19 protein-coding genes are annotated in these 21,787 nt (G+C 72.4%); 9 read left to right on the top strand and 10 right to left on the bottom strand.

Annotated features, from left to right (window positions below; translation table 11 throughout):
• Nucleotides 1–108: 108 nt before the first annotated feature.
• The 4 genes from ACFY9S_RS20940 to ACFY9S_RS20925 form a co-directional block, all read right to left on the bottom strand.
• The gene (locus ACFY9S_RS20940) at nt 109–1,527 is read right to left on the bottom strand and encodes a hypothetical protein (RefSeq protein ID WP_391130662.1); all 1,419 of its coding nucleotides are present in this window, start codon (nt 1,525–1,527) and stop codon (nt 109–111) included.
• Nucleotides 1,524–3,290: a DUF3492 domain-containing protein gene (locus ACFY9S_RS20935; RefSeq protein WP_391130659.1), complete on the bottom strand. Its 1,767-nt coding sequence runs from the start codon at nt 3,288–3,290 to the stop codon at nt 1,524–1,526. The genes ACFY9S_RS20940 and ACFY9S_RS20935 overlap by 4 nt, the downstream gene beginning before the upstream one ends.
• Nucleotides 3,291–3,729: 439 nt before the next feature.
• On the bottom strand, nt 3,730–5,301 hold the full coding sequence (locus ACFY9S_RS20930; protein WP_391130656.1) for a DUF3152 domain-containing protein: 1,572 nt from the start codon (nt 5,299–5,301) through the stop codon (nt 3,730–3,732).
• Nucleotides 5,302–5,309: 8 nt separating this feature from the next.
• The gene (locus ACFY9S_RS20925; protein WP_391130653.1) at nt 5,310–6,356 is read right to left on the bottom strand and encodes an alpha/beta fold hydrolase; all 1,047 of its coding nucleotides are present in this window, start codon (nt 6,354–6,356) and stop codon (nt 5,310–5,312) included.
• Nucleotides 6,357–6,611: 255 nt separating this feature from the next.
• On the opposite strand from ACFY9S_RS20925, the gene ACFY9S_RS20920 reads away from it, so the two are divergent.
• The 4 genes from ACFY9S_RS20920 (at nt 6,612) to ACFY9S_RS20905 (ending at nt 8,604) form a co-directional block, all read left to right on the top strand.
• Nucleotides 6,612–6,836, top strand: a complete 225-nt coding sequence (locus ACFY9S_RS20920) for a hypothetical protein (protein ID WP_102911984.1) — start codon at nt 6,612–6,614, stop codon at nt 6,834–6,836.
• Nucleotides 6,837–7,043: 207 nt separating this feature from the next.
• Entirely contained in the window at nt 7,044–7,691 is a 648-nt protein-coding gene (locus ACFY9S_RS20915) for a TetR family transcriptional regulator (protein WP_391130649.1), read from the top strand.
• A gap of 135 nt (nt 7,692–7,826) precedes the next feature.
• Complete coding sequence (locus ACFY9S_RS20910; protein WP_030854792.1) at nt 7,827–8,054, top strand: DUF3107 domain-containing protein; 228 nt, start codon at nt 7,827–7,829, stop codon at nt 8,052–8,054.
• 280 nt (nt 8,055–8,334) lie between these two features.
• The gene (locus tag ACFY9S_RS20905; protein WP_102911985.1) at nt 8,335–8,604 is read left to right on the top strand and encodes a hypothetical protein; all 270 of its coding nucleotides are present in this window, start codon (nt 8,335–8,337) and stop codon (nt 8,602–8,604) included.
• Between the two features lie 53 nt (nt 8,605–8,657).
• Here ACFY9S_RS20905 and ACFY9S_RS20900 read toward each other — a convergent pair whose 3' ends face one another.
• The gene (locus ACFY9S_RS20900) at nt 8,658–9,407 is read right to left on the bottom strand and encodes a ferritin-like fold-containing protein (RefSeq protein ID WP_030854785.1); all 750 of its coding nucleotides are present in this window, start codon (nt 9,405–9,407) and stop codon (nt 8,658–8,660) included.
• A gap of 474 nt (nt 9,408–9,881) precedes the next feature.
• Between ACFY9S_RS20900 and ACFY9S_RS20895 the strand changes: the two genes are divergently transcribed.
• Nucleotides 9,882–12,476, top strand: coding sequence for a DEAD/DEAH box helicase (locus ACFY9S_RS20895; protein ID WP_391130645.1), 2,595 nt, complete (start codon nt 9,882–9,884; stop codon nt 12,474–12,476).
• A gap of 97 nt (nt 12,477–12,573) precedes the next feature.
• Nucleotides 12,574–13,491, top strand: a complete 918-nt coding sequence (locus ACFY9S_RS20890; RefSeq protein WP_391130642.1) for an alpha/beta fold hydrolase — start codon at nt 12,574–12,576, stop codon at nt 13,489–13,491.
• Here ACFY9S_RS20890 and ACFY9S_RS20885 read toward each other — a convergent pair.
• Nucleotides 13,488–14,381, bottom strand: a complete 894-nt coding sequence (locus ACFY9S_RS20885; protein WP_391130640.1) for an NYN domain-containing protein — start codon at nt 14,379–14,381, stop codon at nt 13,488–13,490. The genes ACFY9S_RS20890 and ACFY9S_RS20885 overlap by 4 nt on opposite strands.
• Before the next feature lie 204 nt (nt 14,382–14,585).
• On the opposite strand from ACFY9S_RS20885, the gene ACFY9S_RS20880 reads away from it, so the two are divergent.
• On the top strand, nt 14,586–14,762 hold the full coding sequence (locus tag ACFY9S_RS20880; RefSeq protein ID WP_221342551.1) for a hypothetical protein: 177 nt from the start codon (nt 14,586–14,588) through the stop codon (nt 14,760–14,762).
• A 133-nt stretch (nt 14,763–14,895) separates the two neighbouring features.
• A complete protein-coding gene (locus ACFY9S_RS20875; protein WP_391130637.1) occupies nt 14,896–16,995 on the top strand; it encodes a trypsin-like peptidase domain-containing protein in 2,100 nt (699 codons plus the stop codon).
• A gap of 9 nt (nt 16,996–17,004) precedes the next feature.
• On the opposite strand, the gene ACFY9S_RS20870 is transcribed toward ACFY9S_RS20875, so the two are convergent.
• From ACFY9S_RS20870 to ACFY9S_RS20860, 3 genes are all read right to left on the bottom strand, one after another.
• The gene (locus ACFY9S_RS20870) at nt 17,005–17,610 is read right to left on the bottom strand and encodes a MarC family protein (protein ID WP_391130636.1); all 606 of its coding nucleotides are present in this window, start codon (nt 17,608–17,610) and stop codon (nt 17,005–17,007) included.
• Between the two features lie 127 nt (nt 17,611–17,737).
• A complete protein-coding gene (locus ACFY9S_RS20865; RefSeq protein ID WP_391130633.1) occupies nt 17,738–18,598 on the bottom strand; it encodes a PHP domain-containing protein in 861 nt (286 codons plus the stop codon).
• A gap of 104 nt (nt 18,599–18,702) precedes the next feature.
• Nucleotides 18,703–19,344, bottom strand: coding sequence for a DUF6758 family protein (locus ACFY9S_RS20860; protein ID WP_391130630.1), 642 nt, complete (start codon nt 19,342–19,344; stop codon nt 18,703–18,705).
• Nucleotides 19,345–19,504: 160 nt separating this feature from the next.
• Here ACFY9S_RS20860 and ACFY9S_RS20855 point away from each other — a divergent pair, with 160 nt between their 5' ends.
• Nucleotides 19,505–20,728, top strand: coding sequence for an MFS transporter (locus ACFY9S_RS20855; RefSeq protein WP_391130627.1), 1,224 nt, complete (start codon nt 19,505–19,507; stop codon nt 20,726–20,728).
• Between the two features lie 30 nt (nt 20,729–20,758).
• Here the strand turns inward: ACFY9S_RS20855 and ACFY9S_RS20850 are convergent, their stop codons facing one another.
• Nucleotides 20,759–21,343, bottom strand: a complete 585-nt coding sequence (locus tag ACFY9S_RS20850) for a suppressor of fused domain protein (protein WP_391130624.1) — start codon at nt 21,341–21,343, stop codon at nt 20,759–20,761.
• Nucleotides 21,344–21,787: the final 444 nt, after the last annotated feature.

Here is a 21,787-nt window from a genome sequence, read left to right as displayed (position 1 = left end):
CCTGGGTGGGTGGTCATGCGGTTTCTCCTCGAGGCGGAAAGGAAGGGAGCGGAAAGGAAGGGACGGGGCGGGTGCCGCCCGCGGCGGTGGGGCCGGTGTCCGGGGCGGTCACGGCGCGGGCTCCGGAGGTGCGTGGGCCGAGGCCCGGGTCAGCTTGCGGGTCGCGTGGACCAGGAGGGTCAGGGCCGCCGCTCCGCAGGCGAGCGATGGAACGCTGCCGGCACCCCAGGTCGCGATCAGGGTTTCGACGGGGGTCGCGAGGAACCCCAGACCGGGGAGGCGGGAGGCGAAGACCGTGGCGAGGGCGGCCGCCTCGACCGTGGCCGCCGCGGTGAGGACCACGGCGGGGGCGTAGGTGAAGCCGTGCGTGGTGAGGAGGCGGGCCAGGAAGAGCAGGGAGCCCAGGGCCAGGCCCTGTGCGAGGGCCGGGGGCTCGTCGAGGACTGCCGTGCAGAGGGTGAGCAGACCCGCCAGGGCGCCCAGGAACAGGGCGAACGTGCCGAGCAGGAGGGGGCGTACGGCGGCGGCGAAGTCCTCCAGGCCACGGCTGCCACCGAGTCTGCGACGGGTGCGCACGGTGAAGAGGTGTGCGGTCCAGGCGGCGGGCGCGCAGGCCAGGGCGAGGGCCAGCACCGGAGCGGCGGTGAGGGGCCAGGGGCCGTCGGCTGTGCCGGTGGGCAGGGCGTCGGGGCCTCCGGCGAGGGCGTTGTCGAGCAGGCCGTTGCCCAGGAGGGAGTAGGCGACGAGCCACGCCGTCCAGGGGGTGGTCCTGCCGCAGGCCGCGCGGGGTCGCGGTCCGGGCCGGTCCGCATCGGTCCTGCTGAGGGGGCCCCGGCGCAGGGCCGCGCGGAGTGCCAGGGCCACGGCGAGGGCACCGGCTGCGGCCGCGAGCAGGCGGAACTGCCCCTGGGTCAGGTGCACGGCGGTCACGGCGACGGCGCACAGCCCGCCGGGCAGCAGCGTCAGAAGGGCCCAGCCCGCGCGCACCCGGGGCGTGACGGGTGGGGCGGACAGGGGTGTGTCTCCGTCACGGGAGACGCGCGCGTACATCTCCTCGGCGAGGGAGAAGACGTCCCGGTGGCGGAAGCGGGCAGCGGTCCGGTCGGTGATGCCGTGCGCTTCCAGTCCCGCGGCGATCTCGAGAGAGTCCACCGCACGCTCGCACAGCCCCCGGTGACGGTGCATCAGCGCCTTCACCGGGTCGGCAGCGCCCCGACGCGGGGTGGACGCCTTGCGGTCGACGGCCGGCTCCCGCGCCCCGGGCACCTTGGGGTCGGCGGCCGGCTTCCGGTTCTCGGGCTCCGTGCGATCGGCGACCGCCTCCGGGGCTGACGGGTGCGTGATGGCCAGGTCGGTCGCGGCCGGGCCCGTCGCGCTCGGGCCCGTCGCGCCCGGGTCCGTCCTGCTCGGGTCCGTCGCGCCCGGGTCCGTCGTGGTCGGGTCCGGATCTCGCTCCGGGCGGGCATCCAACGGCCCGGGGGTGGTCGGGGTTCCCGGGCGGCGGTCCAGTTCAGTCAAGTCGCTCATCGCGCGCCCTCCGGGGCGGGGAGGGGCGTGGTCGCGCGTACGGGCCTGCTCGGGGCCCAGCCGGGGCCGCTGCGGGCGGCGAGGCTGGGGGACGCGGCGGTCCAGTGGACGGGCACATGGGCTTCGGCGGGAACCGCGAACGGCAGCGGTTCTCCCGCTCCGTCGAGGAGGGCACGGCGTACGGGCGCCCGCGAGACGATCTCCAGGTAAATGCTGTGAAATGCCTCGATGTTCTGCTCGACCGTGAACAGTTCGAGGGCTCGGGCGCGAGCGGCGGCTCCCAGGCGCGCACGCCGCTCGGGGTCGCGCAGCAGCGCCACGCAAGCCTCGGCGAGCGCCCGCGGATTGCGCGGCGGTACGACGAGCCCCGTGCCGCCGATGACCTCCACGACCGCGCCGACATCGGTCGACACCGTCGCGCGCCCGCAGAGCATGGCCTCCACGAGGCCGACGGGGAATCCCTCGACGACGCTGGAGAGGACGGTCACGGCGCCCGAGGCGTAGGCGTCGACGGCGGCCGGGAGTTCCGGGCCGCCGGTCTCCTCGAAGGACACCGGGTTGTCTCCGGCGGCGTGCGGGCCCTCGGCCTCGTCGGGGAAGAGCTGGGCGGCCAGCGTCCTGCAGTGGCCGAGGTAGGCCGTGCCCTCGGGGCCGGCGGGAGCGCCGACGATGCGCAGACGGCTCCGCGGCGACTGCTTGCGGACCTCCGCGAAGGCGTGCAGCAGGGAGACCAGGTCCTTGGCGGGCTCGACGCGGCCGACCCAGACGAGCGTGTCCGGGTCCGCGCAGTCCGGGGACTCGCCCACCTCGGCGAAGGGCCGGGCGTCCATGCCGGGGTAGACCGTGCGGAGCTTCTCGCGCTCGGCACCACAGCGCTCCTGCCAGCGGCGGGCGTGTGTGTTGCCGGCGGTGACGACCTCGGCCCGCCTGTAGGTCTCGGCCGCGAGCCGGCCCTGGAAGGCCGCCAGCAGGGACCGTACGGGGGGTGGGGCGTCCGGAGCGGTGAGGTAATGCGTCCGCAGTCGCACGCCGTACTCGGTCACCATCAGGGGCACGCCGGTGAAGTGCCTGGCCAGCAGGCCGGGCAGGGCGGCCGGGCCGCCGGACGCCGCGTGGCAGAGGTCGACCGCTCCCAGTCCGTCGTCCTCGTACCAGTCGAGGGAGAGGGGGCGCAGGGCGCGTTCCAGGTGCGCGGCGACGGTGAGCAGATCCGGGACGCGCGCCTCACGCGCCGTGCGATGGGCGCCGGGCGCGCGACAGGCGCGTTCCAGGGTGCGTACGGCAGCCTCCGATCGGAGGGCTCCCCTCAGCCCGCCCTCCTCGCGGGCGAGTTCGGCGAGCCCGTACAGAGCGTTGGCGAAACGGTCCGCCTCCGAGGTCGGCGCACCTGCGGAAATCTCTCCGGCAGTACTGGAGGCACTCTTGGAGATCCCCCCGGCCACGCCGGAAGCACCACTCGAGGGAGCCCCCGGCACCCCGCACAGCACGGCAGCCAGTTCTCCGAAGCACTCGGTGAACCGCCGGCGTGCGCGGCGGCCGAGCACCACCTCGTCGTCCTCCGCCATCCACAGCGGTGCGGTGCGCACCCTGCGGACGTTGCGGGGCAGCGGGATCCAGCCCTCGTCCTCTTGGTCCTGGCTGCAGCTGAGCGCGTAGACGTCGAACTCGTGCTGGGCGAGCCCGCGCACCAGCCGGTCGCACCAGAGCCTGGCGTCACCGCTCACATACGGATAGCCACCTTCCGTAAGCAGTCCGATGCGCACGAGTGCACCCCCGATCTCCCGTATGGGGAGCCGCCGTTGCCCGGCGGCTCGCAGCGGGACGAACGTATGCGGACAAGGCGGTGGGGGGGGGGGGGGGGGGGGGGGGGGCGCGGCCCCCCCCCGGGGGGGGCGGGGGGGGCGGGGGGGGGGGGGGGGGGGGGGGGGGGGGGGCGGGGGGGGGGGGTGGGGGGGGGGCCCCCCCCCCCCACCAAAAGGGGTGAACGGTCGTAACTTTCCCGTGCGGGTCGCGTTCTGTCGCGCTAGGGATTCAAGCGGATACTGACCGTCATTCCGCGGCCGACTCCCGTCACCGCGCCTGGCATCGCGTCGTGCAGCCTGTGACGCAGGTGACGCAGGTGACGCAGGTGACGCAGGTGACGCAGGTGACGATCAGGACCCCCCGGGACGCCTGTGACGCCCGTGACGCGCGTGACGCCTGTCAGTTCCCGGGGTAGGGCCAGGGGTTGGCGCGGCAGCGGATGCCGTCGTGGTCGAGGAACTTGGTCTGCTGCTGCATGACCGGCGCGAGGTCGCCGTTCTTGTCGCAGGTGACGTGGTTGTAACCGAGACGGTGGCCGATCTCGTGGTTGATCAGCATCTGCCGGTAGGCGTGGATCTTGCTGTCGCCGTAGGTCGGTGAGCCCTGGGCCCACCGGTAGGCGTTGATCATCACGCGCTCGGTCGCGGCCGAGTCGCAGGAGACGTTGTCCTCGGTGGTGTCCAGGCCTGACTTGGCGCACCAGTCGGCGGTCGTTCCGGGGCTGGCGAGAGTGATCACGAAGTCGGGCTTGCCGGAGTAGATGCGCTCGAAGGTGCGCGCGCCGTTGTGGGCCCAGCTGCGCGGGTCGTTGAGCGTCTGCTGCACGGCCTCGGCGAACAGCGCGCCGTCCAGCCCGAGTCCCTGCTCCACGTCGACGCGGTAGGTGAGCTTCTGCCCGGCACCCGGCGCCTCGGCGATACCGGGGACGGCGTCGAACCTGCCGGAGCCCTTGAGTTCGGTGCCGAGCGGATAGGTCCTGCCCATCTTTTCGTCGTACGTCAGCGGCTTGACCTCGGGGGCGGGTGCCCGGCCGTCCGCGCGGGACGCGGAGTCCCGGACGTCGCGGCCCTGGTCGGGGGCGGACTGCGACTGCACGCCGGCGCCGCCGCCGTCGGCGACCTGGCCGGCGACGACGACGGCCAGCACGGTGGTGACGGCCGCGGCCGCGATGCCGGTGAAGGCACGGCCCTTGCCGCCCTTGCCGCCCTTGCCGCCCTTGTCCCGCACGGGCGCGCCGGTGGGCCTCGCGTCGTCATGGCCGCCGGACCCGGAGTCGGCAGCGGTGCCGGCGCTCCAGTCCGTGACGGAGGCGTAGGCGTCCGCGGCGTGCGCGGAGGCGGGCGTACGGGGCGCGAAGACGTCGTCCTCCTCGTCGACGAAGGCATCGAGATAGTCCTGCCGCGGCCCGGGCACGGATGCCCGGCGCTGCCGCGGTATCGGAGCACCGACTTCGGCGGGTGCCCCGCCACTGCCACTCAACTCACCCCAGCCGCCCCCGGCTTCGCGCTGCTCGGGATGCCCGCCACGGGCCTGAGGAAAGCCGTGCGCGGGCGTCCCGTCGGGCAGTCGCGGCACCCCGCGCGGCGGCGTGCCTCCGGCCACCCGGGGAACTCCGTGCGAGGGAGTCCCCTCAGCAAGGCGCGGCACCCCGCGCACCGGCGTGCCGTCCGGCAGTCGGGGGAGGCCCTGGGGCGGTGTGCCGTCCGGGTGCCAGCCGTCGGGGAGGCGCGGCATGCCCTGCGGCGGCGCCCCCTCCGTCGGCGCGGGCCGCGGCCCCGGCACCCTGCGCGGGCCCTGCGACGGCCAGCCGCCCTGCGGGGCACCGGGCGGTGCGCTCCGGGCTCCACGGCCGGCGTCGGACGCCTGGCCCGGCCTCTGCCCCTGCGCGGCCCCGGTCCGGCCGTCCCGTACTGCGGTTGTGTCCGCGCTGTCGCCCTTGGCGACCGGTCCGCGGCGGCTGTGGCGTCCCACGTCGCGCCTCAGCCCCCCATGCTCTCGTCGGTACCTGCTTCGTCGGCGGCGTCGCTCCCGGTATCCGCCCGGGCGGCCCGCTTCGCTCGCTGCGCGCCCAACTCTCCCGCGTCTTCGAGTAGTTCACGAAACGCCAGAGCCACCGTCTCCGGGTACTCCATCATCGCCACGTGACCCGCTTCGGGCAACGTCACCAGCCGGGAGTCGCGGAATGCCCGGGCCGCCTTCTGTGCCATGCGGAAGCCGACGAGCTGGTCGCGGCCGCCGTAGACGAGGAGGGTCGGCGCGAGAACCCGTTCGGCCTGGCGCCACAGCCCCTGCTGGCCGCCCAGGGTGTACGCGTTGACGATCCCGCGTGCGGAGCGCGCCATCGCGTCCCAGAAGTACGGCAGCCGCAGCCGCCGTTCCATCTCCTGCACGGCATTGCGGAATCCTTCCGGCGTCACACGGCCGGGGTCCCCGTAACACAGCGCCATCACGCCACGGACCCGCTGCTCCGCCGTCCACTCCCGGGTGAGCCGGGTGAAGAGCAGGGCGACGCCGGGCACCGCCAGCAGCCCCGTGGGCACGGCGGAGCGCTGCACTCGGATCTCTGGCAGAGCGGGCGACACAAGCGTGAGCGTACGGACCAGATCGGGCCGGACCGCGGCGACACGTGTGGTGATGGCGCCGCCGAGCGAGTTCCCGAACAGGTGCACGGGGCCGCGCCCGGAGGCGTCGAGGTAACGGATGACCGCGCGCGCGTGGCCCGTGACGGAGTAGTTGCCGTCGTCCGGTGGCGGGGAGTCGCCGAAGCCCGGCAGGTCGAGGGCCTCGCCGTCGACGACGCCGTCCAGCAGCGCCATCAGCGCCGACCAGTTCTGCGAGGATCCGCCGAGCCCGTGCACGTACAGCGCGGGCGGCAGCCCCTCGCGCGCGGGAGGCCTCGACCGGACCGTCAGCGTGACGCCGGGCAGCTCGACCGACCGCAGGCGCTCACCCTCCGCGACCCGGACGGTCCCCACCTTCGGCAGCACATTGGCGGGCGGCACGAACGGCAGCTCGGTCGAAGACATGCGGCAATGTTACGAGACGATCACGCAGTGACTCATGTGTTCGCCTGTGTTCGCCGTCACAGGATTCGGCCCGTTGGAGGGGCGGAAGAGGAGGCACCCGAGCACACGTGGGTAGCAGTCAACGGGATGAGCACTGCGTCACGTCCCGGACGCGGATCGCATAGCGTCCGGATCGGGTGTCTCCTAGGCTCGTACAGAGGGCACCCGCGTGTGGCCCCTGCATTCCCAGGGACGTTCGTAGGAAGGGAGCCCAGCATGGCCGTAGATCCCACCGACCCCGAGACGTTCGAGGCCGAGGACGCGCCGGAGGCGCAGGAGCTGGACGTCGAGGCCCCCGAGGTCGACGCGGCCGAGCAGCAGGCCGACATCGCGCCGGACCGCGACGACCCGCTGACCGGCGTCGACCCGGACCGGGCCAACGAGGCCGACCTGGTGGAGCAGGCCCGGATCGTCTCGCTCGACGAGGACGACTACCGGTGACGCTCGCCGCCGACGGGCGACGAGCAGTTCCTCAGAACAGGAAAGAGGCCGCATTTTGCCCGCTCTGACCCTGTTTGAAACCTTCGCAACCGCTTTCGCAACCGTCCGGTCCGTGAAATCCTGCGCTCTCACCGCGCACACCGGGGTTACCGAAAAGTACGATGGCGACGCGGCCAGATCCGCACATGGACGAACATGGGAGGCGGCGTGACAGCCATCGAGCAGACAGAGGCGGTTCGCCCGCGGGGCACACGCCTGCCGCGCCGTGCCCGACGCAACCAGCTCCTGGGCGCCGCCCAGGAGGTCTTCGTGGCCCAGGGCTACCACGCGGCCGCGATGGACGACATCGCGGAGCGCGCAGGCGTCAGCAAGCCGGTGCTCTACCAGCACTTCCCGGGCAAGCTCGACCTCTATCTCGCGCTGCTGGACCAGCACTGCGAATCGCTCATCCAGTCCGTACGGAACGCGCTCGCGTCGACGACCGACAACAAGCAGCGCGTCCGGGCGACGATGGACGCCTACTTCGCCTATGTCGAGGACGACGGCGGCGCCTTCCGCCTGGTCTTCGAGTCGGACCTGACGAACGAGCCCGCCGTGCGCGAGCGCGTCGACAAGGTCACGAACGAGTGCGCGGAGGCGATCTGCGACGTCATCGCCGAGGACACCGGCCTGTCGCGCGCGGAGTCGATGCTGCTCGCCTCGGGCCTGGGCGGCCTGGCCCAGGTGGTCGCGCGGTCCTGGCTGCACAGCGACCGCAGTGTGCCGCGCGACCAGGCCGTACAGCTGCTCACCTCGCTGGCGTGGCGGGGTATCGCCGGCTTCCCGCTTCACGGCATGGACCAGCCCCACAACTGACGGGTGCCTTGTTCCCGCCCGGTGTTCGCTCGTGGCGTTCTCGGGCGGAGCATGTACGTCCCCTCACCGGGCTAATGTGTGCTGCGTACGGCGCGGAAGGTCGCGCACATCACTGACCGTCGGAGGGACATAGCCGTGGAGGTCAAGATCGGCGTGCAGCACGCGCCCCGCGAGATCGTTCTGGAGAGCGGTCAGACTGCCGAGGAGGTCGAGCGCGTGGTCGCCGAGGCCCTGGCAGGCAAGTCGCAGCTGCTGAGCCTGGTGGACGAGCACGGCCGCAAGCTCCTCGTCCCGGCCGACCGTCTCGCGTACGTCGAGATCGGTGAGCCGGCCCCGCGCAAGGTGGGCTTCGGCGCGCTGTAGGCGCATACGCCGAGGGGCGGGATGGCCGACAGCCGTCCCGCCCCCTCGGCGTTCCCGGTCGGCCCCTTGACGTGACGACTCTGGCGCTAAGGGCTCTGGCGTTGACGGTCCTCCCTGGCGTCCCCTGGCGTCCCGTGGCGTTCCCGGTCCCCTTGCGGCGCACCGCTTCCTCCTCGGATGGAGCACAAGTCGCCCACAGGAGGGGATTGGATTCCGCAGGTCAGGGGTATGACGGGCTACGACCGATTTGGGCAGCCGGCCGTGTGGGAGGGACCCCGACATGCTCCTGGAAGCGCTGAGCTCCACGATCCTCGGCCTGGCTCTGGCGTGGGCGGCCGCACACCGCCTGTCGCACCGGCTCCCGGCACGCCCCATGGTGCTGTCGACCGGTGTCGCCGGTGCTCTCTTCGGGGCATTCGTCATGCACAGCGCGCTGGACGCCGGGCACGTGCTGCTCGTCCTGCTCGGTGCGGTGATCGTCTCCGTGGCATCGCTGTCGCTGCTCCTGCGCCCCGCGGGAAGACTGCGCCGCCGGTCGGCGACCGCCTGAGGGGTCGCCGACGGTGGCGGCGCCGACGACGTGACCGTCAGGCGAGGAACTAGCTAGGCGGCCAGCCCCAACGCGGCCATCCGCTTGGTGTGGGCCTCGGTGATCCGGGAGAACATCTTGCCGACCTCGGCGAGGTCGAAGCCGTCCGCGACCCCGCCCACGAGCATGGTCGACAGCGCGTCCCGGTCGGCGACCACCCGCTGGGACTGCGACAGTGCCTCGCCCATCAGCCGCCGGGCCCACAGGGCGAGCCGCCCGCCCACGCGCGGGTCGGCGTCGATCGCGGCCCGTACCTTCTCCACGGCGAAGCCGCCGTGGCCCGTGTCGTCGAGAACGGCCAGCACCAGGCCGCGGGAGTCGGAGTCCAGCCGGGCGGCGACCTCCCGGTAGAAGTCGCTGGCGATGGAGTCGCCGACGTAGGCCTTGACGAGGCCCTCCAGCCAGTCCGAGGGGGCCGTCTGCTTGTGGAACCCGTCGTACGCGGCGACGAACGGCTCCATCGCCCGCGTCGGCTCCTCGCCGATCTCGGCAAGCCGGTCGCGCAGCCTCTCGAAGTGGTGGAACTCCGCCGACGCCATCTTCGCCAGCTCCGCCTTGTCCGCCAGTGTCGGCGCCAGCTTGGCGTCCTCCGCGAGCCGCTCGAACGCCGCCAGCTCCCCGTACGCGAGCGCACCGAGCAGGTCCACGACCGCGGCGCGGTACTGCGGGTCGGCGGAGGCCGTCGCCCAGTCCCGGGCGGCGACTGAGGTCGGTTCGGCGGCGGCGGTGTCCGAGGCGTTCTCAGGCTTGTCAGAGCTCGTCATAAAGCGCACAATAGCCCGCTCGCCGGGGGCGTAAGGCCCTGGTCAATCACTGTGATGACGACTACGTGACCGAATCGGCCATCGCATGTGCGCGATTCCGGGGTATGGTGGTAATGCGCCTGCTGGTACGTCGACGTACCTCGACAGGCCGCACGTATGAGGATGCCCGGTCGGTGGCCCGATCGGCTCCGACCCGACAGCCCTCCCCGGCCGTCCGCCACAGTGCGTACGAGACCCGGAGGGGGACACCCTCAGCGGCATGAGCGCTAGAGCGTCGGCGCGGTCCCGTGCTCTACGGCCCGCCCGTAGGCAGCCGACGTCCCCGGCACGGTCTGACACGACCCCGCGCTCGCCTCGCGCCGCCCACACAGAAGAGGCAGCACCCTGACTACGTTCCGAGAGCTCGGAATTCTCCCCGAGACCGCCGAGGCCCTTGAAGCCGTCGGCATCATCACTCCCTTCCCCATCCAGGAGATGACGCTCCCCGTCGCCCTGACGGGCAAGGACGTCATCGGCCAGGCCAAGACCGGCACCGGCAAGACGCTGGGCTTCGGCCTCCCGCTCCTCGAGCGCGTCACCGTCCCCGCCGACGTCGAGGCCGGACGCGCCGAGCCCGAAGACCTCACCGAGGCCCCGCAGGCGCTCGTCGTCGTCCCCACGCGCGAGCTGTGCACGCAGGTCACCAACGACCTGCTGACCGCGGGCAAGGTGCGTAACGTACGCGTCCTCGCCATCTACGGCGGCCGGGCCTACGAGCCCCAGGTCGAGGCCCTGAAGAAGGGCATCGACGTGGTCGTCGGCACCCCGGGCCGGCTCCTCGACCTCGCCGGGCAGAAGAAGCTGAACCTGAAGCACGTCAAGAGCCTGGTCCTCGACGAGGCCGACGAGATGCTCGACCTGGGCTTCCTGCCGGACGTCGAGAAGATCATCAACATGCTGCCGGTGCGGCGCCAGACGATGCTGTTCTCGGCCACCATGCCGGGCGCGGTCATCGGCCTGGCCCGCCGCTACATGTCGCAGCCCACGCACATCAGCGCCACCTCCCCGGACGACGCGGGCGCCACGGTCGCGAACACGAAGCAGTTCATCTACCGCGCGCACAACATGGACAAGCCCGAGATGGTCTCGCGCATCCTCCAGGCCGAGGGCCGTGGGCTGGTCATGGTCTTCTGCCGCACCAAGCGCACCGCGGCCGACCTGGCCGACCAGCTCAAGCAGCGCGGCTTCGCCTCCGGCGCGGTCCACGGCGACCTCGGCCAGGGCGCCCGCGAGCAGGCACTGCGCGCCTTCCGCAACGGCAAGGTGGACGTGCTCGTCTGCACCGACGTCGCCGCCCGCGGCATCGACGTCGAGGGCGTGACGCACGTCATCAACTACCAGTCGCCGGAAGAGGAGAAGACGTACCTGCACCGCATCGGCCGAACCGGCCGCGCGGGTGCGAAGGGTACGGCCATCACGCTCGTCGACTGGGACGACATCCCGCGCTGGCAGCTGATCAACAAGGCGCTGGACCTGGGCTTCAGCGACCCGCCGGAGACGTACTCCACTTCCCCGCACTTCTACACCGACCTCGGCATCCCCGAGGGCACGAAGGGCGTCCTGCCGCGCTCGGAGCGTACGCGCGCCGGGCTGGACGCGGAGGAGCTGGAGGACCTGGGCGAGACGGGCGGCCGCGGGCCACGCGGCCGCGGCGGCCGCGGTGGCGGCGACCGGGACGAGTCCCGCTCGGCCGACCGCGAGCGCTCGTCGCGTACGCCGCGTCGCCGTCGCCGTACGCGCGGCGGTAGCACGGTGGACGGGGCGCCCGAGTCCGCCGGCACCACCGCGCCGGACATCACGTCCCCCGGCGGCGCCGCCGAGGCGGACTCCGTCACGGCTCCGCGCACCCCGCGCCGGCGTCGCCGCACCCGCGGCGGGGCCCAGTCCGAGGCGGCCCCCGTCACGGCGGTCGAGTCCCCCGGGTCCGAGCAGGCGGAGACCGCCGTCGCGACGGCGGAGGGCACGGCTGCCGAGGCCCCGGAGACGGCCGCGAAGTCGCGCCGACGTCGTACGCGCCGCCCGGAGACGGCCGCGGTGGAGACCGAGGCCGCGGTGACGCCGTCGGCCCCGGAGCCGGTGATCGTCGCCGAGGCACCGGCCGCCGCGGAAGCCGCGCTGCCCGAGGCCGCCGCCAGGCCGCGCCGCCGCACCCGCAAGGCCACGGCGGCGTCCGCGGCCGAGTCGGCGGTCGACACGGCCGAGGGGACCACCGAGTCCGCTGCGGAGCCGGTGGAGACGAAGCCGCGTCGCCGCACCCGCAAGACGGCCGCGGAGGCTGAGGCGATCGTCGACACCGCCGAGACGGCCGAGGCGAAGCCCAGGCGTACGCGCAAGGCGACGGCAGCGGCGGCCGAGGCCGCCGTCGACACGGCCGAAGGCACGGAGGCCAAGCCGCGCCGCCGCACCCGTAAGACCGCCGAGGCCCCCGAGACCACGGTCGAGGCCGCGGCTCCCGAGGCCTCGGAGACCAAGCCGCGCCGCACCCGCAAAGCCGCCGCCCCGGCGGAGGACGCGGTCGACACGGCCGAAGGTGCGGAGGCCAAGCCGCGCCGCCGCACCCGCAAGGCCACCGAGCCCGTCGCCGAGATCCCGGCCCAGACGGCCCAGGAGCCGGAGACCGCCGAGGCCAAGCCGCGCCGCACCCGGAAGACGGCCGCCGCCGCCCCGGACACGGAGACCGTCGAGGTCAAGCCTCGCCGCACCCGGAAGACGGCCGCCGCCGCGCAGGACGGGGAGGCCGTCGAGGCCAAGCCGCGCCGCACGCGGAAGACCGCCGCAGCGGCTGAGGCCGCCGTGGACACGGCCGAAGGCACGGAGGCCAAGCCGCGCCGCCGCACCCGCAAGGCCACCGAGCCCGTCGCGGCCGTCGCCGAGATCCCCGCACAGGCGGATCAGGAGCCCGAGGCCGCCAAGCCGCGCCGGACCCGCAAGGCGACCACGGCCACCACCTCGGAGGACGTGGCGGAGGCGAAGCCCAAGGCCCGCCGCACCCGCAAGGCCACGGCCGCCGCGGAGCCCACCGAGGGCTGATCCACCCCTCTCCGACGGCCCGGCCCCCTCACGGGGAGCCGGGCCGTCGGCATTCGCGCCGGGCACAGGGGCGGTCCCCACCCGCTACCCTCGCCCCGTGACCAGCCTCCCCGCCTTCCCCCCGCCCCCGGGCGCCCGCGCCTACGCCCTGAGCACCGCGCGCGGCGAGTTCGCCGTCGTCGACTCGTCGCCGGCGGCGGGTGTGGAGGGCCGGGGGGTCGTCCTGATGCTGCCGGGGTTCACCGGGAGCAAGGAGGACTTCCGGCTGCTCCACGAGCCCCTCGCACAGCGGGGGTACCGGGTCGTCGCCGTGGACGGGCGGGGGCAGCACGAGTCGGGCGGCCCCCGGGACGACGAATCCGCCTACTCCCAGCGGGAACTGGCACGGGACGTGCTCGCGCAGGCCGAGGCGCTGGGCGGGACCGTCCACCTCGTCGGGCACTCGCTGGGCGGGCAGATCGCCCGTGCCGCCGTGCTGCTCGACCACTCCCCCTTCGTCTCCTTCACCCTGGTCTCGTCCGGGCCTGCGGAGATCTCCGTCTCCCAGCAGCAGCGCGTGAAGCTGCTGCGGGACGCGCTCGCCGTGCTGTCGATGGAGGAGGTGTGGGAGGCCATCCAGGCCATGGGGCCGCCGGAGGAAGTCGGCGGGCCCGCCCGCGGCCTCGGTGACCAGGACCAGTTGCGCCGCCGCTGGCTCGGCCACAGTCCCGCCCAACTGCTGGCGACGGGAGGTCAGTTGTGCACCGAGCCGGACCGCGTGGCCGAACTCGCCGCGCTTCCGCTGCCGTTCCACGTCCTGTCGGGCGCGCACGACGACACCTGGCCGGTGGCGGTCCTCGACGACATGGCCCTGCGCCTGAACGCGCGCCGCACGGTCGTCACGGGAGCGGAGCACTCCCCCAACACCGACCGCCCGCTGCCGACGGCCCGTGCCCTCGCCGACTTCTGGGACGGCATCGGACGGGTCCGGGACGACGACCGGCCCCAGGCCCCGGCGGCTCCCGGGGCGGCCTAGTACTGCGTCCGCAGATGATCCCAGAAGCCGTCCCGCAGCGCCCGCCGCAGGTCCGCCTGGCCGCGCAGTGAGTACTGCAGGAGACCCTCCGCCTCCACGAGCAGGTCCTGGTCCACGGAGCCGGGCAGGTACGGGTGGCCGGGCAGCAACTCGACCAGCGTGTCCCGGCCGCGTGCCGCCAGCCACTTCGCCGCGATCTGCGCGCCCACGAACCGCACGTCATCGCGGGTGGGCCTGCTGGCGCCCGTCTCGTAGGCGGGGGCCGTGCGGCGGGACACGTACGGCTTGAAGAAGTCGAGGTCGAAGGTGCGCTGGCTGTCGACCTCCCACAGGAGGGGCTCCGCCTGGTTGCGGCCCTCCGGGGCCTCGATGCCCCAGAGGTGGACCCGGGCGCCGTACCCCTGGGCCGCCTCCACCGCCGACACCAGGTCCTCGTCGCCGCCGAGCAGGGCCGCGTCACTGATGGCGCGGTGCCGGGCGAGGGACTCCAGGTCGGAGCGGATGAGCGAATCGACGCCCTTCTGCTGGTTGTTGGCGTTGAGGTTGCCCAGCCTCACCTTGACGTCGGGCAGTTCCGCGATGGTCTGCTGCTCCGCGGTGTGGATGCGGCGGCGGGCGCCGTCGTACCAGTAGACCCGCAGCAGCCGGCTGTCGGCGAAGATCGTGCGGGCCTTGTCGATGAGCGCGTCGATCAGGCCCTCGGCGTCCAGGTCGAAGGCGCGGCGGTCCTCCGTGCCGGCGACGAGGCGTCCCGCCGCCGCGTACAGGTACCCGGCATCGACGAAGATCGCGTGGGTGGAGGGCGTCTTCGCCACCTCGGCGAGCATGCGCTGGAGCAGCTCGTTGGTGCGGTCGATGCGGGCGCTGAGGGCCGCGAGGTCGTCGTTCATCGCCTCCATTGTCCCGGCGGTCACGCTGCGAACACAACCGGTCCCGGTCGGTCCCGTAACGACACTCTTACGGCTCGGTAATTAGCCGTTCGAAAAATTTCCTTAGCGTAGGGAATGTTTGACACGTGCATCCCTGTTGACCCATACGGAACACCGAGCGCCAACGCCCGGTGGGCCGCACACCGAGTAGTTCTCCTCAGGAGGATGACCAGACGAAGGGAGAAGCCCTTGCGCTTCGAAATCATGCGACTCGACGACGTCGACGGCACCGCTGTGGACTCGACCGTTGTGGACGCCGCCTCCGTCAATCGCATCGTTCAGCAGGCAGCCGCCATAGGGCAGCGCCTCTGGATCCGCCCGGCCGAGACCACGGCCTCATAACGCGCGCAGCTCTCCCACACTTCGCAGCCCCCGCCCGGCATCGGCCGTGCGGGGGCTCCGCTGTTGCGGACCTCCGTGGTCGGGGGCGTACTGGCTGAGGGGCCCAGCGCGAACCAGAACAGGACGGTGGAGCATGTCGGTGACGGACCGGTCGCACAAGGGACTGCAAGAGCAGGCCGCCGCCGAGGCCGCAGGGCGCTACGAGGACTCCGCCGCGGAGCGCGAGCGGGTGGAGGGCCGACTGGCGGCCGGGGTGCGGTTCCCCGACTCCCCGGACGCGCTCGCCGTGCGCGCCGACCGGATCCTCGACCGGGGCGGTCTGTCGCCCTCGGCGGTGGTGGCGGACATCCACCGCGAGGCCATGGACCTGCCCGACGCCAACGAGCGGATCATCGACCTGTCCAACGAGCTCCAGGCCTGGAGCTTCCTGCCGCGCGGGGTCAGGGCCGGGGCCACGGTCGCCCGGATCACCCTGCGGCGCGACGGCCGCGAGCTGCCGCACGGCACCGGCTTCCTGGTCTCGCCGCGGCTGATGATGACCAACCACCACGTCCTGCCCGACGAGAGCTTCGCGCGCCGCTGCTTCGCGGAGTTCAACGCCCAGGTCACGGCTGACAACCTGCCCGACACCGTCGTCCGGATGGAGCTCGACCCAGGGACCTTCTTCGCGGCGGACCGGCGGCTCGACTTCGCCCTCGTGGCGGTCGCGCCCACCCTGGACGGTCCGCCTCCGGGCGAGGTCTTCGGCTGGAACCGGCTGAGCGTGCAGATCGGCAAGCTGGTACTGGGCGAGAAGGTCAACATCATCGGCCATCCCTCGGGGCGGCTGAAGGAGATCGCGCTGCGCGACAACGCGGTGCTGGTCCGGCTCGACGACTTCGTGCACTACACGACCGACACCGAACCGGGGAACTCCGGCTCCCCCGTCTTCAACGACCAGTGGGAGGTCGTGGCGCTGCACCACAGCGGCGTGCCCAGGAAGGACGGCCAGGGCCGCGTCCTGCGCAAGGACGGCCGGCCCTGGCAGCAGGGCGACGGCGACGACGCCATCGACTGGGTCGCCAACGAGGGCGTCCGGATCAGCTCGGTCCTCAAGCACCTGGCCGGGCTGGAGCTCGACCCGGGGCGGCGTGCCCTGCTGGCCGAGATGGGCCCGGACACCGGCCTGGACCGGGCCATGGCCACTGCGCCGGCCCTTCCCACGCCGGCCCCCGGGGCGCAGCCCGAGAGGGCGACGGCGGTGGTACCGGGCGTCACATCCCCGTCGGCCCGTGTGACGCTTTCCACGGCCGGGAGCGAGGCCGCCGGCCAAAGACTCCGGGTCGGGCTCCGGGCCCGCGGTACCGCCTTCGACGGCCGTCAGCACCTGGTCTTCCTGCACGGCCGGGACCAGCAGGAGAACTACCCCGACGATCTCCGCCGCAGCTGGACGGCCGGACTGAACCGCGGGCTCACCCTCGCGTCCATGCCCCCGCTCGACCCCGAGGACGTGTGGTTCCCGTACTACGGCACGAGACTGCAGGACATCGTGAGCGGCCGGGAGAGCACTGCGGGGCCCATCGGCCTCGACCAGGTGAGCGCCGCCGCTGCCGCCGAGGTGTTCGCGGCGGAGTCGCCCACTGGCTCCTACGAGCGACTGCTCCACGAGGCGGCCGCCCGGGCCGGCATGCCCCAGAACGGGCCGGCGACCACGGAGGGGTTCGGTTCGGGCCTGGTCGGGGTGCTGCACCGGCCGCTGAGCTGGCTGGCCGCCCGGTCCGACCTGGACGAGTGGACCATCGCCACGTTCCTGCGGGACGTCGACCTGTACCTCGGAGACAGCGCCGTGCGGCAGGCGGTGCTGGACAGCGTCATGGAGACGATGCCGACGAGCGGCGAGCTGGTGCTGGTCACGCACAGCCTGGGCACGGTCGTGGGCATGGACCTCCTGACCCGGCTGCCCGACGGTGTCGACCCCGTGCTGCTGGTCACCGCGGGCAGCCCGCTCGGCCTGGACGGTGTCAACGAACGGCTCCTCACCCGAGGGCCGCACCAGCCGCCCCGGGTGCGTGACTGGGTGAACGTCTGGTGCCCCACCGACGCGGTGGCCATCGGCTGCCCCCTGGAGGACGAACGGTGGGGGAAGCTCACCCAGCTGGCCGTCTCCAACGGCCGCGACCGCGCGCACAAGATGGAGGAGTATCTCGGTCACCCCAAGGCGGCCCGGGAGATCCGCGGCGTCCTGCGGGCCTGACGGGGATCGTCAGCTCCCCTGGATCACCTGCGTGACGCCGTTGATGATCTGCTGCACGGCGATCGCGGAGAGCATCATGCCGGCGAGGCGGGTCACCAGGACCACACCGCCGTCCTTGATGATCCGGATGATCACCAGCGAGTAGCGCATCACCAGCCACAGCACGATGTGGATGGCGACGATCGCCGCCCAGACCGACACCTGGGTGGCGACGCTGTGGGCCTTCTGCACGGCGAGGATGACCGACACGATCGCGCCGGGCCCGGCCAGCAACGGCATGCCCAGCGGTACGAGGGCGACGTTGACGTCCTTGGTCTGCTTCGGCTCGTCGGTCTTGCCGGTGAGCAGGTCCAGCGCGATCAACAGGAGCAGCAGCCCACCCGCGATCATCAGCGCGGGCACGGACACGTGCAGGTAGTTCAGGATCTGGTGCCCGAGAAGACCGAACACGGTGATCACACCGCCGGCGACGCAGACGGCCTGGAAGGCCATCCGCTTCTGCACCTTGCCGGGCCGGCCGGCGGTGAGCGCGAGGAAGATCGGTGTGATCCCCGGGGGATCCATGATGACGAAGAGGGTCAGGAACAGGGAGCCGAAGACGGCGACGTCGAACATGAGTGAGCCTTGCGCAGGGGGCTGCCGCCGCGGGCAGGCGGTGCGCAGGGCAGAACGCCTGGGCGCAGCGGGCAGCGCCGGGTGAGAAGAGGAGGAAGAGAAGAGACGGACCTGCGGGAGTGAGACCTCAGAGAGTTCCGCCGGCCCCCGGCACGGGAAACGCCCCGAAGGCCCGCCGGGTGATCTCCCCGTACACCTCTGGATCCGTCGTGTACTCGCCGAGTACACAGGTCTTCCGGCTGCCGTGGTAGTCCGACGATCCGGTCACGAGCAGGCCGAGCTCCTTGGCCAGCCCCCGCAGTCGCGCACGGGTGTCCGCGTCGTGGTCCATGTGGTCCACCTCGACGCCGTCCAGCCCGGCTGCGGCCATCTCGGCGATGGCGGCCTCCGGCACCGTGAGCCCACGCTTGGTCGCTCCGGGATGCGCGAACACCGCGACCCCGCCCGCGCCCTTGATCAGCCGGATCGCTTCGAAGGGGTCGGTCTCGTGCTTCTCCACGAACACCCGGCCGCCGTCGGCCAGCCAGTCCGGTGTGAAGGCGTCGTTCACGGTCGGCACGACACCGAGCTCGACGAGCGCGCTCGCCACGTGCGGGCGCCCGACGGATCCGTCACCGGCGATCCGGGCCACCTGCTCCCACGTCACGGGGACGCCCAGCTCCTGAAGCTTGGCGATCATGCCCTGGGCGCGCGGAACCCGGTCGTCCCGGACCAGCTCCCGCTCGGCGAGCAACGCCGGCTCCTCGGCATCGAAGAGGTAGGCCAGCATGTGCATGCTGATGCCGTCGATCCGGCAGGAGAGCTCGGCCCCGGTGACCAGCGTGACTCCCTCGGGCAGCGCGGCGATCGCCTGGGCATGCCCGCGGGTGGTGTCGTGATCGGTGAGCGCGACGACGTCCAGCCCGGCGACAGCGGCCTTCCGCACCAGCTCGGCCGGCGAGTCCGTCCCGTCGGAAGCGGTGGAGTGGGTGTGCAGATCGATACGCACGACACGGACTCCAGACACGGGCGGGACGACAGGACTGCTCAAGGATAACCAGCTTTTCGACGCCCCATGTCACACCCGAACCCCGCAAGCACCCCCTACACCCCTCAGGGTCCCAGCAAGCGCGGCGACAGGGCGCCGCACGGCACCAGCTCGACCTCGGCGCCGGCATCCCGCAGATCCGTGAGCACCAGCTCGTCGTACATCAGCAATCCGGACTGCTCGGGCCACACCACCGCCCACAGCCACATTCCGAGCGCCTCCCCCGCGAACACCGCCCGGTCGTCCGGCGCCCCGGCCACATGCCACAACGGTGTGGGGCGCCCGGCGGCCAGCACCTTCGCCTGAGGGGGCTTCTCGACGTTCATGTGCGGCCCGGGGTCGGGCCCGTCCATGCCGGCGTACCGCGCGCCGAGCCCGACGCCGAGCTCCTCGGCCACCAGGATCAGCTCACCCATGCCGCCGAGCGGGCCGGGCCCCGTGCAGGCGACGGCGGTCGCCCGGCCGCCCGTGCGGTCGTCCCCCGCGCAGGCCACCCCCGTGAACAGCCACCCCACCGGCAACGGCCACGGCATCCACAGCGGCACCTGGGTGCGATGCACCACGACGTCGAGGGCGTCGACGCTGGGCGGTATCACGGGCTGCACCGGATGGACGGTGCCGTGCGCATCGCACTGCCACGAGTCGGAGAAGAGGCCGGGAGCCCTGACCCGGCCACCGCACTTCGGGCAACTGGGTTCGCCCCTCATAGGGCCCCACGGTCCTACCCCGGCCCCGCCGCGTCAAGGACGATCACCCATCCGGACGGAACCCTTCACCGCCCACACTAGATGTACGTTGCATTAATTAGCCTTGCTAACTTAGTATGTGCATATACCAACTACTTCAGTCTCGGAAAGGGAGCACGCAATGGACCCCTTCGACTCCGGAGCGGGCGGCCTCCTGAAGCAGCCCAAGTCCGTGTGGGCGACCGCCGGGGCGTCGGTCGTCGCCTTCATGGGCATCGGGCTCGTCGACCCGATCCTGCCGTCCATCGCCCAGGGCCTCGACGCCACGGCGAGCCAGGTCTCCCTGCTCTTCACCTCGTACTTCCTCATCACCGCCGTCGCGATGCTGGTGACCGGCTTCGTCTCCAGCCGGATCGGCGGCCGCAGGACCCTGCTGCTCGGCCTCGCGTTCGTCGTGGTGTTCGCCGGGCTCGCGGGCACCTCCGGATCCGTCGGTGAACTGGTCGGATACCGGGCCGGGTGGGGCCTCGGCAACGCGCTGTTCGTCTCGACGGCCCTCGCGGTCATCGTCGGCGCGGCGGCCGGAGGCAGCGCCGCGGCGATCCTGCTGTACGAGTCGGCCCTCGGCCTCGGCATGGCCTGCGGCCCGCTGCTGGGCGCCCTGCTCGGCGACGCCAGCTGGCGCTACCCCTTCTTCGGCACGGCGTTCCTGATGGCCGTCGGCTTCCTGTGCATCACGGTGTTCCTGAAGGAGCAGCCCAAGCCGGCCCGCAGGACCTCGCTGCTGGACCCGCTCAAGGCCCTCGGCCACGGCGGCCTGGCCTCCGCCGCGGTCTCGGCGTTCTTCTACAACTACACGTTCTTCACCGTGCTGGCCTTCACGCCGTTCGTGCTGAACATGAGCCCGTACCGGTCGGGGGCGGTGTTCTTCGCCTGGGGCGTGCTGCTCGCCGTCTTCTCGGTGATCGTGGCGCCGCGGCTGCAGAAGCGGTTCGGCTCGCTGCAGGTGCTGGGCGGTTCGCTGGTACTGCTCGCGGCCGACGTGCTGGTGCTCGGTTACGGCTCCCACACCACGGCCGTCGTCTGCACGATCCTGTCCGGCGCCTTCATCGGCGTGAACAACACCGTCTACACCGAGCTGGCCCTCGGCGTCTCGGACGCGCCCCGGCCGGTGGCGAGCGCGGGCTACAACTTCGTGCGCTGGTTCGCGGCGGCGGCCGCCCCGTTCTTCGCGCCGAAGATCGAGGAGTGGACCGACATCGACATCCCCTTCGTGGTGGCGGCGGTCACCGCGGTCGCGGGCGCGGTCGTGGTGGTCGTCCGGCGCAAGGCCCTCACCTACCGAGCCGAGGAGCTGGAGCCGAAGCACGCGACCGAGGACGGTGTCGCCGTCTTCGCCAACTGAGGCCGCGCAACGGAGGGTTGGTGAGCTTCCTCACTCCAGCGGGACGGACTTCCGGGACGGGTCCCGGAGGTCCGTCCCCGAGCTGAGCCACCTCTCCTGGAGCGCCTGCGCGCCCTGCACGCGCTTCCAGGCGGCCTCGTTCGGGGTCATCGGCAGCAGCGGCAGGAACCGCACGGGGTCGAGGGGCTCGTCGAGCTCCAGGTCCTCCACCAGGCCGCCCGGCTCGGCGACCAGGACGGAGGTGAACGGGGCGCCGGGCCACAGCGCCTCACCGACGTCCAGGGATGCGCCAGGAGCCACGACCAGGCCCTCCACCTGGGGAGACGCCGCGAGCACGGCGAGCGGCCGGAGCACCTTGTCGGTCTCGGCGAGCCCGGCGCGGAGGGAGAGGACCAGCTCGGCGCGCGGCCCCTTGACCGGGTCGGCGACCACCGCCGTCGGGTCCGTCATGGGGTGCGCGGACATGCCGAGCGAGGCGTAGCGGACGATGCCGGCCTCCTGGAAGCGGAGCACCTCGATGCGGTCCGTGCCCAGGAAGGTGACCGCCGCGCGCGCGTCCGGTTCGCCCAGCGCGGTACGCAACCGGGCTTCGACCAGAGGAAGAACATCTGCCATGCGGCGAGCATAGAACTCGCCAGTAGCGGGCAAAGCAGCACCTTGACAGTTGTGTCGGCTGCTACTCTGGCCCGGTGGTTCGGGGCAGCACGCAGAAGCGTCGCGATCAAGCCCCGACGCCGAAGGAACTCCCTCACGAGGGACCGGCCGGAGGAGGTGGGGCTGCAATGGATCGAAGTCGACCGTGCAGTAGCACCACGCTCTTCGCGCCGTCGATGTAGCTGCTTCTGTCTCCGGCTGCCACCTCTCGCACTCGCTTCACCGCGGAAGAGCGCTTCGTTTCGCTTTGCCTGATCTGCCTCAGTAGCTGAATCAGTGACGAAACCGACCACCGCGACGGTGCGGTGCTCCCCGCTTTGTGGACGTGCCAAACATCCGTAGGCCCTACGTCCTCATTCCGGGTAGTTCCACCCGTCGCCGGCCGGTGTTCGTCGCCCGCCCGCG

Source organism: Streptomyces sp. NPDC012474 (genome assembly GCF_042955185.1).
Classification (GTDB): domain Bacteria; phylum Actinomycetota; class Actinomycetes; order Streptomycetales; family Streptomycetaceae; genus Streptomyces; species Streptomyces cahuitamycinicus.
This window is presented reverse-complemented; position numbering and strand designations above follow the sequence as displayed.